Origin of the sequence: Streptomyces marianii, from assembly GCF_005795905.1 — a bacterium.
GTDB classification, from domain to species: domain Bacteria; phylum Actinomycetota; class Actinomycetes; order Streptomycetales; family Streptomycetaceae; genus Streptomyces; species Streptomyces marianii.
Map to the genome: position 1 here is coordinate 2,258,217 of NZ_VAWE01000001.1, position 12,910 is coordinate 2,271,126.

Annotated in this window: 17 protein-coding genes; 12 read left to right on the forward strand and 5 right to left on the reverse strand. The window is 70.0% G+C overall.

Going from position 1 to position 12,910, the window contains the following annotated elements; genetic code table 11:
- Positions 1–226: 226 nt before the first annotated feature.
- From FEF34_RS09960 to FEF34_RS09970, 3 genes are all read right to left on the reverse strand, one after another.
- Complete coding sequence (locus tag FEF34_RS09960) at positions 227–712, reverse strand: NUDIX domain-containing protein (RefSeq protein ID WP_138052847.1); 486 nt, start codon at positions 710–712, stop codon at positions 227–229.
- A gap of 19 nt (positions 713–731) precedes the next feature.
- The gene (locus FEF34_RS09965) at positions 732–1,955 is read right to left on the reverse strand and encodes a helix-turn-helix domain-containing protein (protein ID WP_171052891.1); all 1,224 of its coding nucleotides are present in this window, start codon (positions 1,953–1,955) and stop codon (positions 732–734) included.
- A gap of 225 nt (positions 1,956–2,180) precedes the next feature.
- Positions 2,181–2,549, reverse strand: coding sequence for a winged helix-turn-helix domain-containing protein (locus tag FEF34_RS09970; RefSeq protein ID WP_138052849.1), 369 nt, complete (start codon positions 2,547–2,549; stop codon positions 2,181–2,183).
- Positions 2,550–2,693: 144 nt separating this feature from the next.
- Here FEF34_RS09970 and FEF34_RS09975 point away from each other — a divergent pair, with 144 nt between their 5' ends.
- From FEF34_RS09975 to FEF34_RS10025, 11 genes are all read left to right on the forward strand, one after another.
- Positions 2,694–3,050 carry an SCO3933 family regulatory protein gene (locus tag FEF34_RS09975; protein WP_138052850.1) on the forward strand — a complete coding sequence of 119 codons (357 nt, stop codon included), beginning with the start codon at positions 2,694–2,696 and terminating at the stop codon, positions 3,048–3,050.
- 2 nt (positions 3,051–3,052) lie between these two features.
- The gene (locus FEF34_RS09980; protein WP_138052851.1) at positions 3,053–4,411 is read left to right on the forward strand and encodes an FtsK/SpoIIIE domain-containing protein; all 1,359 of its coding nucleotides are present in this window, start codon (positions 3,053–3,055) and stop codon (positions 4,409–4,411) included.
- 91 nt (positions 4,412–4,502) lie between these two features.
- Positions 4,503–5,183: a DUF2637 domain-containing protein gene (locus FEF34_RS09985; protein WP_138052852.1), complete on the forward strand. Its 681-nt coding sequence runs from the start codon at positions 4,503–4,505 to the stop codon at positions 5,181–5,183.
- A gap of 18 nt (positions 5,184–5,201) precedes the next feature.
- Positions 5,202–5,396, forward strand: a complete 195-nt coding sequence (locus FEF34_RS09990) for a mobile element transfer protein (protein ID WP_134407181.1) — start codon at positions 5,202–5,204, stop codon at positions 5,394–5,396.
- Between the two features lie 16 nt (positions 5,397–5,412).
- A complete protein-coding gene (locus FEF34_RS09995; RefSeq protein ID WP_017947661.1) occupies positions 5,413–5,571 on the forward strand; it encodes a hypothetical protein in 159 nt (52 codons plus the stop codon).
- Positions 5,572–5,595: 24 nt separating this feature from the next.
- A complete protein-coding gene (locus FEF34_RS10000) occupies positions 5,596–5,913 on the forward strand; it encodes a SpdD-like protein (RefSeq protein ID WP_138052853.1) in 318 nt (105 codons plus the stop codon).
- A gap of 91 nt (positions 5,914–6,004) precedes the next feature.
- Positions 6,005–6,193 carry a hypothetical protein gene (locus FEF34_RS10005; RefSeq protein WP_138052854.1) on the forward strand — a complete coding sequence of 63 codons (189 nt, stop codon included), beginning with the start codon at positions 6,005–6,007 and terminating at the stop codon, positions 6,191–6,193.
- Complete coding sequence (locus FEF34_RS10010; protein WP_138052855.1) at positions 6,190–6,420, forward strand: hypothetical protein; 231 nt, start codon at positions 6,190–6,192, stop codon at positions 6,418–6,420. Before FEF34_RS10005 ends, FEF34_RS10010 begins: the two co-directional genes overlap by 4 nt.
- Complete coding sequence (gene repSA / locus FEF34_RS10015; RefSeq protein WP_138052856.1) at positions 6,417–7,793, forward strand: replication initiator protein RepSA; 1,377 nt, start codon at positions 6,417–6,419, stop codon at positions 7,791–7,793. The genes FEF34_RS10010 and repSA overlap by 4 nt, the downstream gene beginning before the upstream one ends.
- Positions 7,794–7,795: 2 nt before the next feature.
- Positions 7,796–7,993 carry a helix-turn-helix transcriptional regulator gene (locus FEF34_RS10020; protein ID WP_138052857.1) on the forward strand — a complete coding sequence of 66 codons (198 nt, stop codon included), beginning with the start codon at positions 7,796–7,798 and terminating at the stop codon, positions 7,991–7,993.
- Positions 7,993–9,255 carry a tyrosine-type recombinase/integrase gene (locus FEF34_RS10025; protein ID WP_138052858.1) on the forward strand — a complete coding sequence of 421 codons (1,263 nt, stop codon included), beginning with the start codon at positions 7,993–7,995 and terminating at the stop codon, positions 9,253–9,255. Before FEF34_RS10020 ends, FEF34_RS10025 begins: the two co-directional genes overlap by 1 nt.
- A 234-nt stretch (positions 9,256–9,489) precedes the next feature.
- Here the strand turns inward: FEF34_RS10025 and FEF34_RS10030 are convergent, their stop codons facing one another.
- Positions 9,490–10,239 carry a hypothetical protein gene (locus FEF34_RS10030; protein WP_138052859.1) on the reverse strand — a complete coding sequence of 250 codons (750 nt, stop codon included), beginning with the start codon at positions 10,237–10,239 and terminating at the stop codon, positions 9,490–9,492.
- A 677-nt stretch (positions 10,240–10,916) separates the two neighbouring features.
- Positions 10,917–11,447 carry a hypothetical protein gene (locus tag FEF34_RS10035; protein WP_138052860.1) on the reverse strand — a complete coding sequence of 177 codons (531 nt, stop codon included), beginning with the start codon at positions 11,445–11,447 and terminating at the stop codon, positions 10,917–10,919.
- A gap of 179 nt (positions 11,448–11,626) precedes the next feature.
- Here FEF34_RS10035 and FEF34_RS10040 point away from each other — a divergent pair, with 179 nt between their 5' ends.
- Complete coding sequence (locus FEF34_RS10040; RefSeq protein WP_138051393.1) at positions 11,627–12,850, forward strand: IS30 family transposase; 1,224 nt, start codon at positions 11,627–11,629, stop codon at positions 12,848–12,850.
- The last annotated feature ends 60 nt before the right edge of the window (positions 12,851–12,910 follow it).

A 12,910-nucleotide genomic window follows, 5' to 3' on the forward strand; every position in this document is an offset into this window, starting at 1 on the left:
CATGGTGGCTGCCTAAAGCCGCGGAGCCGACCGCCCCACAGCGGGCCTCCTCCACCGTCAACCCTTCGCCGTTTCGGCGTGCGGCCGGCGGGCGGGTGGCCGTGGGGCGAAGACAGGAGCGGCGGCCCGTCCGACGGGCCGCGCGCTGCCGCGCCGTGCGCGGCAGAAGCGCCTTGATTGAGTAGAGAAACTCTTACCGCGTTCTGATCACGCTCGGCCGGTTCGTTCAGGCGGCTCGCGTATCGGGCTTCGCGCCGTGCTCGAGGTACACCGGTGCCGCTTCGGCTCGGGCCTCCATGGCCGCGAGGATGCGTCGGGCCAAGCGCGGGATGGTCCGCCCATTGATCTCATCGGCTGCGACGAACGCGAAGCTCTTCAGCTCGTCAGCCTGCAAGGTGATCTTCGCCAGAACTTCAGGCGGGAGCTGGCCGCCGTCGAAGAGGTAGAGGACCTTGTCGCCCTCTGTCTCGCTCGGTGCCCAGTCGACAGCCAGCAAGCGTCCGAGTGGCGGGGTGACCCCCAGTTCTTCCTGGACCTCGCGGATAGCTGCGTGCAATGGCGATTCGCCGGTCTCGACGTAACCGCCGGGGATCTCCCAGTAGTCCTTGTAGGTCGGCTCCACCATGAGGACCCGTCCCGCGTCATCAAAGAAGAGCGCACCTGCGGCCATGCGCGGATGCGCCATCTTCGCTTCGTGTGCGTTCGGTGCCATGAAGCCGAGCGTACCCAGCTCAGACCACGTGCAGCCGGGTGGCCAGGTCGGCCAGAGTGCGGCTCGGCCGGCCGCGCTGGTTCCGCACCCAGGTGAGTACAAGCTCGCGCGCGAGGTAGTGGCTACGTACCTGCTCTGGCGCCCAGCTCTCCGCTTCGAGGATCTTGATGAGAGCGTCGTCCATTCGGTTGTGCGCGCTGAGCGCCCGGGCTATTTCGAGGTTGTGGCGCGTACGGCGCTCGGTCGGCAGGGCGCTGGTGTCGATCTGTGGGCCCAGGTCTATCGCAACCTGCATGTCTCCCAGCTCCGCTGCGGTGGCGACCCGGTGAATCGCCACGTTCGTCGGTCCGAAGGCGGTCCAGACGTGGTTGGCGTCCTGCCCGAGCTGGCGCGCCATCTGGTCGGCCTCGCTGAGGAAAGTCTGAGTCGTGGACCGGTCTTCCGCGCGGGCTGCAGCCATCGATCCTGCGAGGAACAGCGTCCCGTAGATCGAAAGAAGCTCAGGGGTCGCTCGTCCGAGTCCCGGCCGCAGGTACTCCCCTGCATCTCCGACGAGCTGCACGGCGGCATCGAACCTGCCGTTCGATAGCAGGCAGTGGGCCACGGACCGGAAGAGTGAGCCGGTCACGACGGTGTTGCCGGACTGCTGCGCCGCCGCCAGGCCGCGGTCGGCAGCGATCCATGCGAGATCGGTTTCACCGAGCTTGGTGAGGACCATGGCAGCGCTCTGATAGGTCATGGCCGTCAGCTCGTGGGCTTGTTCTCGCTCTTGGCCTTCGTACGCCTGGACAGCGATGAGTGCGTCGGCCAGGAGCAGGGGCAGCCGACGGGTAGCGAATCCGTACCGCGAGTCCTGGTAGGCGTCCCAGACTTCGGCGACGTTGCTGCGCAACTCGTTGATCGGCGTCGGCTCGCCTTCGGTCGTGACCCCCAATAGGGGAGTGAGCTGGCGGTAGTTCATCAGCGCTGAGCGCAGTGCCGGCACGGTTCGGGTGCCGCTGTCGGCGGTCCAGTCCATGAGAGTCGGCTCGGCGAGCAGGTCGCCAAGAGGGACGTCCAGTGCATCGGCGAGCGACTTGATGACCGAGAGCCTGTCCAGCTCCAACCGGTTGTTCTCGGCCTTGCTCAGCCAGTCGACGGTGCGGCCGACGAGTCCGGCCAGCACTTCTTGAGACATCCCGCGCCTCCGGCGGTACCACGCGACTCGTTCGCCGATCGTCAGGTTCGTCGTCATTCCTCGCATGGGAAGAGCGTCCACCCGTCTCTCAATGCGACCCCGGAGAGATTTTCCGGGGTGTTGCGCCGGTCCGGTCCTAGCGTTGCTGACAACCCGAGGGGCTGGCAGATCGAACTACGACGAGGGGGCCCACGATGGCGCTGACCCCGGCCGAAGTGGTGGAACTGATCCGTGATGTCAGGGCACTTGGAGAGGAGGTAGCCGATCTCGCGCGGCGCGCTGATGCGGTGGTCAGCCGTCTTGCGGATGCTTCCGAACCAGCTGCTCAAGCTGGTCCATCCGATCTGCGAGGCGGCGTACGTCCCGACGAACTTCCGCCAGGTAAGCGGTGATCTGCTCGAACTCCGGACTGTGCTTAGTCGGGCGGTCCTCGCCGGGGAGAGTCACAAAGCTGCCCTTGCCCTGGTGGGAGTACGCGTAGCCGTCCTCACGGAGGCGAGAGATCGCCTGGCGGGCCACCGTGCGCGAAACTCCGTGATCGGCCATCAGCTCTGTCTCGGACGGCAACTTGTCCCCCGGGGATAGCACCCCGTCTCGGATACGCCGCTTGAAGTCGTCGGCGATCTCCAAGTACCTCGCACGCCCGGTGAAGTCGGCCATAGCCCCTCTCAGTGGTTGACGCACTAAGTGGAGCACACACGGCAGACAAGAGTCGAGAAGCACTTGACGTACTAAGTGGGTTAGGTGCACTCTCGTTACTAGCCGACGTACTAAGTACGTCAAGTTCATCGAAGGAGCGCACTCATGCGTCAGATTCCTGTCGACACCTCCTCGGCCTCCGTGATGGTGGCGCAGGCCCCGCAGCCCAAGGTGAAGGACCGTCGTACCGGTGAGCGTGCGATGGACGCGGAGACCGGTGCCGCGCTGTCGACCGTGGACGTGATGTTCGCGGCGAACGGTGAGGTGGAGATCCTTTCCGTGACCGTCCCGGAGACCGGCGTCTCCAGCGATCTGGTCATGGGTACTCCGGTCGCGATCACAGGCCTGGTCGCCCGGCCGTGGGAGAACGAGTTCAACGGGCAGCGCCGACACGGCATCGCTTTCCGCGCGGTGGCGGTCACGTCGCTGGTCGAGAACGCCGCGAAGCCGAAGGCGGCCTGAGCATGTCCCGGCTGTTCGTCGTCCTGGTGCTGGTCGTCGCCGCCGCGGGTCTCCTGCGGTGGCGGCGCCCCGCCTGGTACTGGCTGACCTTCGGCATCGCCCTCGCGACACTGCGGGTCCTGGTCCGCTACGCCTCGGTCATGGAGGCGTGCGGGCTGACCGTCCCGCCGCCGCGCTGGCGGCTCGCCCTCGCCCGGATGGCCAACCGACCCGCCCCGGCCTCACGAGCCCCGCGCATCCTGCGGCTCCGCCCGACCCGTACCGGCCTGGTCCTACGGCTGGGGCTTCGGCCCGGTCAGGACGCCTTCGACGTGGCCGCCTCGTGCGACCGGCTGCGGCACTCGTTCGCGATGTACGGCGTCACCTCGCGAGAGATCCGCTCCGGCGTGGTCGAGCTGCGGATGACCGGCTACGACGTCCTTGCCCAGGTGCAGATGCCGGTCAAGGTCGACCGCACACCGATGCGCGTTCCAGTCGCTCTGCGCGAGGACGGGGCCGTCCACTATCGCGACTACCGCACCTGCCCGCACGCCCTGACCGTCGGTGCCACGAAGTCCGGCAAGTCCGTCTACCAGCGCAACCTGGTCGCCGAACTCGCCACTCAGGACGTGGCCTTGGTCGGCATCGACTGCAAGCAAGGGGTGGAGCTGTTCCCGCTGGCCCGCCGGTTCTCCGCGCTGGCCGACAACCCCGACACCGCCGCCGACCTCCTGGACGCGCTCGTCACGCACATGGAGGGCGTCTACCAACTGATCCGCGCCAACCAGCGCATCACTGCCGACATCCCCGACGCCGAGATCGCAGCCGACATCTGGGACCTGCCGGAGACCCTGCGCCCGACCCCGATCGTCCTGCTCGTTGACGAGGTCGCCGAACTCGCCCTGTTCGCCACGAAGGAAGAGGAGAAGCGCCGGGACCGCATCATCACCGCGCTCGCCCGCCTCGCACAGCTCGGCCGCGCTGCCGGCATCTATCTGGAGATCTGCGGGCAGCGCTTCGGCTCCGAACTCGGCAAGGGCATCACCATGCTCCGCGCCCAGCTCACCGCCCGCACCGCCCACCGCGTCAACGATGAGACCAGCGCGAACATGGCCTTCGGTGACATCGCCCCCGACGCCGTCCTGGCAGCGATCAGCATCCCGACCGACACTCCCGGCCTCGCCGTCACCGGCGACTCGACCGGCGGCTGGGCCCGCATCCGCACCCCGCACACCTCGATGCGCCAGGCCGTCAACGCCTGCAACCGGCACGCCCACCGCACTGCCGAGCTGCCCGGCCTCGCCGCCTTCCGGCCCGAGCTGCCGCCCACGGTGTCGCTCGTCAAGATCCCGGCCCCGACCGAGGCACCCGCCTCCGCCTGAGACCCGCCCTCGCATCCCGGTCGGCGCGACCGCCTCGCGCCAGCTCCCTACCCCCGCCATGCCCAAAACGCCCTGTGAAGGAGGTGAAGACATGACCCGCTCACTCCGCGTCGACGCCGTCCTGGTGCAAGCCGTGATCGCCGGGGCCCTGTCCTTCGCCCACCTGCACGACCTCGCCGCCGCTGCCGGACAGACCGGCTGGAAGGCATGGGCCTACCCGGTCTCAGTCGACCTGCTCCTGGTCGCCGCCTGGCGACGGCTCCGCAACGACGGCCCGTCCCGGCTCGCCTGGTGCTGGTTCCTGATCGCCCTGGTCGCCTCGCTCGGCGCGAACGTCGCAACCGCCGGATTCCTCGACCTCCAGCATCCGCCCGCCTGGCTGCGCTTCGGCATCGCCGGATGGCCCGCCCTCGCCTTCCTCGGCGGCACACTCCTCGCCCACTCACCCGCCGCGACCGACCCCGCACCTGAGTCGAAGCCTCAGCCGGTCGAGCATGTGCCGGCCGAATCACAGGCCGCCCCCGAGCCGGTTCCCGTCGCCGAACCGGAGACCGCCCCCGAGCTGCCCCCGGCCGCGCCCGCAGCGCCCGCAGCGCCCGAGCCCAATCCGGCCCCGGCTCAGCCCATCCCGGCCGCCCTGGTCGACCACGCCCGCAAGGTCGCCGACGACCACCACGCCCGCACCGGCACACCAATCGACACCGACACCCTGCGCACCCGCCTCGGCGTCCCGGCCCCGATGGCCGACGCCATCGCCGCCCAACTCGCCTGAGCAGAAAGGACGACCGCGATGCCCGCCCGCGACCACTTTCACTCCGTGATGCGGATCGGCCCCGTGCAGATCGGCACTCACCGCGACCGGCACGGCCGCACCAAGCACGCCGCCGTGTGCACCGCCGACCGCTGTGGCTGGTCCGCGGACTTCTCCAGCTCCTCGGCCGCCCAGCTCGCCGCCCGTACCCACCGCTGCCGCATCACCGACTGAACGGGAGACCACCGTCATGGACGTTCCGCTCTGGCTCGCGCTGATCGTCGTCGGCGCCCTCGGCATCAAGCTCATTCGCCCGCCCTGGTGGCTCGTCGCTGTGCTCCTCCTCGGCGGCTTCCTCCTCGCCGACAGCCTCCTGGCCCCCGTCATCGACACCGCCATCAGCAAGTAGCCCACCGCAGAAAGGAGACCTGCAATGTTCCGACCGAAGATCCCCACCATGCCGACCCCGACCGGCATCGTCACCCCGCCCGCCGTCGAGCCGACCGCGATCGTCCAGCACACCCCGGCCCCCGTCCCGGGCTCTGTCGCCCCGGCGGCACCGGCCCGGCCCACGGTCCAGCTCACGCCCGGCACCGCGCTCGCCCTCGTCGGTGGCGGCACCGCCGTCGTCCTGGTCGTCGGCGCGGTCCTGGTCTCGATGCTCCTGGCGGTCGCCGTCACCGCGGCCTCGGTCGCCGTGTGCGCACTCGTCGTCCGCTCGCTCATCGCCTCCGAGCACAAGCGCCGCTGACCGGCCCCCGGGGCGGTCTCAACCGCCAAGTCTCGCCCGCCCCGGAAGCCGTGCCCCAACCCATCGCAAAGGACAAGAAGGGACACTCATCATGGCCCAGCCCACCACCACGCCCGCGCGGGTCTGCTCGAACTGCGACGGCTTCCCCACCGTCCGCGTCACCCTCGGCGGCCGCGACCGACACGGCAACCTGCGCACCATCACCGTCCACTGCCCGGCCTGCCACGGCACCGGCACCCGCCCCGCCCGCACCGCCCAGCTTGTTGGGGGCCGGGCATGAACGACATCACCGTCACCGCGCACCTGACCCCCGACACCCGCACCCGCTTCGTCCTCTTCGCCGACCACGAGTTCGTGAACGTGCGTATCGGCGGCGGTCCCGTCGACGTCGTGCTCATCGCCCCCGCCGGCACCGCCGACGTCCTGCGTGCCATCTCCGCCGCCGCCGACCAGGCCGCCCGCGAACTCGACGACCTGACCACCACACCCGCCGAGGAGAGCGCGTGACGAACACCGCCACTGCGGCGGGCCTGGACCCGGCCACCCTGGACGATGTCCTCCGGGTGGCCGGGTCCCCCGGCTTCGACCGCTGGAAAGACCAGGTGCACCGCACCGGCGGCTGCTCCGACCCCATCCACCTGACCGGCTGGACCCTCGCCAAAGACAAGACCACCGGCGAGACGCTGCGCCGCTACTCCACCGAGCACGAGCCGGACGGACGACTCCGCGTCGCCTGCGGCAACCGCCGCGCCTCCCGCTGCCCCACCTGCGCCTACACCTACGCCGGAGACACCTACCACCTCATCCGCGCGGGCCTGTCCGGAGACGAGTCCAAGGACATCCCGGCGACCGTCCGGGATCACCCCCGCGTCTTCGCCACCCTCACCGCGCCCTCGTTCGGCCCCGTGCACAACCGGCCCGACCGTGGCGTCTGCCGCTGCGGCACCCGCCACCCCGAAGACGACCCCGCCCTGGGCACCGCCCTCGACCCGGCCACCTACGACTACGCGGGCACGGTCCTGTTCAACAACCACGCCGGGCAACTCTGGCAGCGCTTCACCACCCGGCTCCGCCGTGAGATCGCCGCCCGCGCCGGACTCACCCAACGCGAACTCAAAGACGTGCTGCGGGTCTCCTACGGCAAGGTCGCCGAGTTCCAGAAGCGCGGGGCGATCCACTTCCATGCCGTGATCCGCCTCGACGGACCGGACGGCCCCGACTCGGCGCCGCCCTCCTGGGCCACCGTGCAGCTGCTCACCGACTCCATCCGCGCCGCCGTCGCCCACTCCTACACCTCGATCACCGTCCCGGCCGCCGGAGACCAGCCGTGCCGGCCTTTCCGCTGGGGCTCCCAGCTCGACATCCGCCCCGTCAAAGCCTTCGGCGATGGGACCGACATCACTGAACAGGCTGTCGCCTCCTACGTCGCCAAGTACGCCACCAAGGCGGCCGAGTCGACGGGCAGCCTGGACCGCCGGATCGGGAACCGGGAGGTGCTCGACCTCCTGGACCTGCCCGACCACGCCCGCCGTCTCATCGAAGCCTGCCTCGACCTCGCCCCCCTCTATCCGGACCGCAAGCTGGGCGCCTGGGCTCACATGCTCGGCTTCCGCGGCCACTTCTCCACCAAGTCCCGCCGCTACTCCACCACCCTCGGAGCCCTGCGTCAGATCCGCGCCGACTACCGCGCCGCCCAGGAACACGACGCTCTCGGCGACCCGGACACCGTCCTCGTCCTCGCCTCCTGGGAGTACGCCGGGCACGGCCACACCCCCGGCGAATCCGCCCTCGCCGCCACCATCGCCCGCGACATCCAACTCAACCGCGAAACCGCCCGCGAAGCCCTACGCGACCAACTCGCCGACGAAAGGGAGTGCTGACCATGGCCTCAGAGCTGCCGAACCGGTTCCTGACCCCTGAGGACCTGGTCGAGATGTTCGAGCTGCCCAGCGTCGAGACGGTCTACCAGTGGCGCCGCAAGCGCACCGGCCCCCGCGGCTTCCGCGTCGGCCGGCACCTCCGCTTCGACCCCATCGACGTACGGACCTGGGTCGACTCCCAGATCGGGGAAGCTGCCTGATGGCCGGACACATCCAAGACCGCTGGTACCGGGCAGAGGTCGGACCGGACGGCAAGACCTGCAAGGTCAAGACCGACCGCCACGGTTCGGGACTGCGCTACCGGGCCCGGTACGTCGGCCCGGACGGAACCGAGAAGTCCAAGAGCTTCCCGGATCGGCACAAGCGGCTCGCCGAGCAGTGGCTGACCGAGATCGCCTCGGACATGTCCCGCGGTCGCTACATCGATCCGCGCGCAGCTCGGATCACCTTCAAGAGCTACGCCGAGAAGTGGCTCAAGACGCACGGCATCGACCCGGCCAGTCAGGTCGTGGTCGAGCAGCGGTTACGCCTGCACGCGTTCCGACTGATCGGCTCTCGCCCCTTGGATTCATTCCGCCCGGAACACATCCGGGGCTTGGTGAGCGCGCTGGAGAGCGACCCGGCCGTGAGTGGCGGCTATGCGAAAAACATCTACGGCGACGTACGGGCGGTACTCAGTGCGGCGGTTGACGATGGGTTGCTGCCCCGCAATCCGTGCTCCGCGAAGTCCGTCCGCCCGCCGGCCGCCGAGCAACGCCGTGTTGTGCCGTGGCTGCCTGCCCAGGTTCAGGCGGTGCGTGCGGCACTCCCCCAGCGCTACCGGCCCATGGCGGACGTGGGCGCCGGGTGCGGGCTCCGTCAGGGCGAGATCGTGGGACTGGCGGAGGATGCGCTCGACTTCGACGGCGGCATCATCCGGGTCGTCCGGCAGGTGAAGCTGATCCGGGGCAAGGCCGTGTTCGCTCCTCCGAAGTGCAACAAGGAGCGGGACGTACCATTGCCGCCGTCGGTTGCCGAGGCTCTGCGGGCCCACATGGACGCCTTCAAGCCGGTGGAGATCACCTTGCCCTGGCGCAAGCCGGACGGCCCGAAGGTGTCTGCTCGCCTTCTGTTCACAAACACCGCGAGCGGTCTCGTCTGGCGCAGCAACTTCAACATCCAGGAGTGGAAACCCGCTCTCGCGGAGGCTGGCCTGATCGCGGAAGCCGGTGATGACGGCAAGTACCCGTCGGCTCGCGAGCACGGCATGCACGCGCTGAGGCACTTCTACGCCTCGGTACTGCTGGACGCCGGGGAGAGCATCAAGGCCGTGAGCGAGTACCTGGGGCACGCCGACCCCGGGCTGACGCTGCGGGTGTACGCGCACCTGATGCCGTCGAGCCAGGAGCGTACGAGGAAGGCCGTGGATCGGGTGCTCCTCCCGGCCCCGCGCGAGCCTGACGGCCCAGAGACGGCCCAGTGACCCGCACCAGGCCCCCTATCCGCGCCAAACGCGCTGGTAGGGGGCTTATCGCTGCCCGCTGACCGCCAGTTCTCCGGGCTTAGGCATGGCCGTACCAGTGTCGCAGATCGAATCGTGTGACCTGCGGCGGTAGCTCGCTACGACTGTCGTCAGTGGTCACCACCGGTCGCTGCCGAGCAGCCTCGGACGGCCCAGATACTGCCCAGCGGGGGGAACTCGCCGCCTACCAGCCACTCATCGAGCCGGACCTTGACCTGGTGGTTGTGGGCGGCGTCCCCCCGCGGGGTCGGCATCCTGGGCGAGGTGGCGCAGGGCGCGCATCACCGTGTCCGCCTCCTCGCCGTGCAATTCCCGGCTGGGTCCCTCGAGGGCGGCACCCCGGGCGGCGATGTCACGCAGGGCCCGCAGCGCGGTGTCCGCCTCCCCGACCTGCAGTCGCCGGCTGGGCACCGCTGCCTGGAGATCGCTCCCCATGGCAACGGAGATCGCTTCCCGGGCCGGGAGGAACGCGACCGGGGCCGAGTACGCGGCCAGGTCGTTCACTCGGACCAGGCGCAGCTCGCCGGGTTCCGTCTCGGAGCCGGACAGGACCACTTCGGTGTTCTCGACACGGCCCCGGGCGACCCAGTAAGGGCTGCTGCCGTTCCGCCAGAGTTCGAACGTCACCGGTTTCCCCTCTGCGGTGATGGTGATGGGTTCGGAGGCCGGCAGGCCGTCAGGAAGTCCCTCAACGGGGTGGCAGTAGTCCTCCAAGGCGTCCTCCAGGGCCTCGCCGGCCTTTGCGCTGCCGGAGGAGGCGCTGAAGACCATGACGTGCTCGACCTGTGGGTCACAGGACGCCGAGCCGAACCACAGGCACACATGAATGTCGCCGGTGACTTGGTTGCCGCCGCCACCCATGAACTGCCGTGATTCCGGCCAGTCGGCATCAACTGCGACGGCCCTGAAGCCATCTGCCGAATCAGGGGTGCCTTGATCGTTCACGGGATCTCCTTGTGCTCGTCCGTGATCAGGCATCGTGCCATCACGTGACCGGGGCCGACGGGCTGGGCCCGGGCTGGTCGGTGCACCACCACTCTCACGGGACCGGTCTCACCGGGTTCTGACAGCGGAGCGCATGGGGCGCCTCATTGGGACAGTGCTTGCGCCCTCGACACCCGCTCCGGGAGCGAGAGGTGGGGCGGCTTGGGGCCTGACCTGGGCACGCCGGCCTCGGCTGACATGGGTGCGGAGCACGGTCGGCGACCGCAGTTCCGCGTGGCTCCCCGCGCCATCTGGGGTTGCGTCCTCGGAGCCGGCCCCGCGCTCGCAACAGATGCAAGCCAAAACCGCCGCCGTGGACTCCTGAGGAGATCTTCACTGCGTCGGGCTCCTCCACCGTGGGAGCGCACGATGGGCGGTAGCCGCGCATCGTGCGCATTGCCGCCCCAGCGACGGCCCAGCAAAGATCGGCAACGGGCCCGGACCGACCACAGGCGCCGGGCGGGGATGCTGAGGACCGCCGACGGCCGCTGGGCGGGGGCCAGCCCCCGTGACGCCGTTCGCAGCATGCAGGCGGCATGGCGGCGGTCACGACCGCCGTGGTCGTGACCACGGTGATGAGACCGGCCAGCCCCCTCCCCCGGCCCGTACGGATCCGGGCGCCGGTGGCCCGGTCGGCGTCAGCTGAGCGGCGGCAGCGCGTCGTACACCGCGGCGAGGTCGGCGGGGATGTCCGTGCCGTCGTCGACGGAGGTGCGGCCGTCGTGGACCAGCACCCGGGTGAGCCCGTCCATGACCGGCGGCCCGGTGGGCCGGGTCGGCAGCCGGGAGAAGTCGACCTCGTCGAGGGCTGTCCGCAGTTCGGCGAGGGCCGCCGGGGCCATCCGCCCGGGGCGGTTCTCCTTCCCCGGTGCGACCAGGAGGTACGTACCGTCGTCGTACACGACGATCGAACGGTGCCGCCCGTCGATACCGCCGCTCTCGGTGAGGGTGACGAGCGCGGACGCCCGGTCGGGCGTCGTCGCGGACGGGGTGGTGGCGGGCGCGCCGCTGGTCGCCGGGGGCACGGGAGCACTCGGCGCGGGCTGCTCCGGGCGGGCCGGGGCGGCCGTCCCGTCCGGACGGGAGTCGGCCCCGTCGTCCACTCCCCCGCACCCGGTGACGCACACGAGTACGAGCAGCAGAGCCGCTCCGCCGGACTTCCTCCTCATGTCCCCATCCTCGCCGCCCGGGCTCCCGCGTCCCGGGCCCAGCATGCAGGCTCCGGGGCCCGCTGGACAGACCGCGGAACGGACAGGGGCTCGCGGCGCCGGCCCGGACACGGCGGAAGGGCCCGCCCCCCTGGCTTAGGTTCTAGTGGTCGTCGCAACACCCCAGCTCAAGGGGTGCGATGGACTTCGAGATCCGCAAGGTGCGGACCGCGCAGGGGCCTGTGAAGCTGCGCCGGGAGCGGGAGGCATACTCCCGGCTCGTGCAGCAGGGATACAGCAACACGGAAGCCTGCCGGATCGTCGGTGTTGACCGGCGAACCGGCAACAAGTGGCGTAACGGCCGCAGCGCCGACCGTCGGCAGAAGGCGGCACCACCGATTTCCGCGGTGGCGCCGCCTTCCGGCACGTCCAGGTACCTGCGCGAGGAGGAGCGGATCCACATCGCCGACCGGTTGCGGGAGAAGGCCACGGTGCGGGCGATCGCCGCGGAGCTGGGCCGCAGCCCGTCCACGGTCAGCCGGGAGATCCGCCGCAACCGAACGGACGGCGCACGCGGCCGGTGGCACTACCGCCCTCACGCAGCCCAGGCCCGCGCCGATGCACGCCGGCCCCGCCCCAAGAGCCGCAAGATCAGCGAGAACCCCGAGCTTCGGGCCGCTGTCCAGGCAATGCTGGACGAGAAGTGGAGCCCGGAGCAGATATGCCACGCTCTGCGGGCACAGTTCCCCGACCGGCCGGAGATGCACGTGGTCCACGAGACCGTCTACCAGGCCCTCTACGTCCAGGGCAGAGGCCAGCTGCGGCGCGAGCTCGCAGGCGCCCTGCGCTCCGGGCGGGCCCGCCGCAGGCCGCAGAGGCAGGCGAACTGCCGCCAGCCGCGTTTCACCACCCCGATGGTCATGATCAGCGAACGGCCCGCTGAGATCGAGGACCGGGCCGTGCCCGGTCACTGGGAGGGCGACCTGATCATCGGCAAGGACGGCAAGTCCGCGATCGGCACCCTGGTCGAACGCGCCACCCGCTACGTCATGCTCCTGCACCTGCCCGGCGACCACGGCGCCGAGAGCGTCCTGACCTCCCTGACATCCACCGTCCAGACCCTGCCCGCCCACCTGAAGCGGTCCCTGACCTGGGACCAGGGCAGTGAGATGGCCCGGCACGGCGAGTTCACCCTCGCCACCGACATCCCGGTCTACTTCTGCGACCCCGCCAGCCCCTGGCAGCGCGGCTCGAACGAGAACACCAACGGCCTGCTGCGGCAGTACTTCCCCAAGGGCACCGACCTGTCGGTCCACACCCCCGCGCACCTGGCCGCCGTCGCCGACCAGCTCAACCGCCGCCCACGCAAAACACTCGGCTGGGAAACCCCAGCCGAGCGCCTGCATAAACTGCTCACGGCCTGATCAACACAACCACGTGTTGCGACGACCGCTAGAAACCGCCTGGAAACCGCCGGGACGACG

What these genes read in the sequence shown, in the direction of transcription:
- FEF34_RS09960 (WP_138052847.1), bottom strand. Translation starts at nt 712, where the DNA reads ATGGCACCGAACGCACACGAAGCGAAGATGGCGCATCCGCGCATGGCC.
- FEF34_RS09965 (WP_171052891.1), bottom strand. Translation starts at nt 1,955, where the DNA reads ATGCGAGGAATGACGACGAACCTGACGATCGGCGAACGAGTCGCGTGG.
- FEF34_RS09970 (WP_138052849.1), bottom strand. Translation starts at nt 2,549, where the DNA reads ATGGCCGACTTCACCGGGCGTGCGAGGTACTTGGAGATCGCCGACGAC.
- FEF34_RS09975 (WP_138052850.1), top strand. Translation starts at nt 2,694, where the DNA reads ATGCGTCAGATTCCTGTCGACACCTCCTCGGCCTCCGTGATGGTGGCG.
- FEF34_RS09980 (WP_138052851.1), top strand. Translation starts at nt 3,053, where the DNA reads ATGTCCCGGCTGTTCGTCGTCCTGGTGCTGGTCGTCGCCGCCGCGGGT.
- FEF34_RS09985 (WP_138052852.1), top strand. Translation starts at nt 4,503, where the DNA reads ATGACCCGCTCACTCCGCGTCGACGCCGTCCTGGTGCAAGCCGTGATC.
- FEF34_RS09990 (WP_134407181.1), top strand. Translation starts at nt 5,202, where the DNA reads ATGCCCGCCCGCGACCACTTTCACTCCGTGATGCGGATCGGCCCCGTG.
- FEF34_RS09995 (WP_017947661.1), top strand. Translation starts at nt 5,413, where the DNA reads ATGGACGTTCCGCTCTGGCTCGCGCTGATCGTCGTCGGCGCCCTCGGC.
- FEF34_RS10000 (WP_138052853.1), top strand. Translation starts at nt 5,596, where the DNA reads ATGTTCCGACCGAAGATCCCCACCATGCCGACCCCGACCGGCATCGTC.
- FEF34_RS10005 (WP_138052854.1), top strand. Translation starts at nt 6,005, where the DNA reads ATGGCCCAGCCCACCACCACGCCCGCGCGGGTCTGCTCGAACTGCGAC.
- FEF34_RS10010 (WP_138052855.1), top strand. Translation starts at nt 6,190, where the DNA reads ATGAACGACATCACCGTCACCGCGCACCTGACCCCCGACACCCGCACC.
- FEF34_RS10020 (WP_138052857.1), top strand. Translation starts at nt 7,796, where the DNA reads ATGGCCTCAGAGCTGCCGAACCGGTTCCTGACCCCTGAGGACCTGGTC.
- FEF34_RS10025 (WP_138052858.1), top strand. Translation starts at nt 7,993, where the DNA reads ATGGCCGGACACATCCAAGACCGCTGGTACCGGGCAGAGGTCGGACCG.
- FEF34_RS10035 (WP_138052860.1), bottom strand. Translation starts at nt 11,447, where the DNA reads ATGAGGAGGAAGTCCGGCGGAGCGGCTCTGCTGCTCGTACTCGTGTGC.
- FEF34_RS10040 (WP_138051393.1), top strand. Translation starts at nt 11,627, where the DNA reads ATGGACTTCGAGATCCGCAAGGTGCGGACCGCGCAGGGGCCTGTGAAG.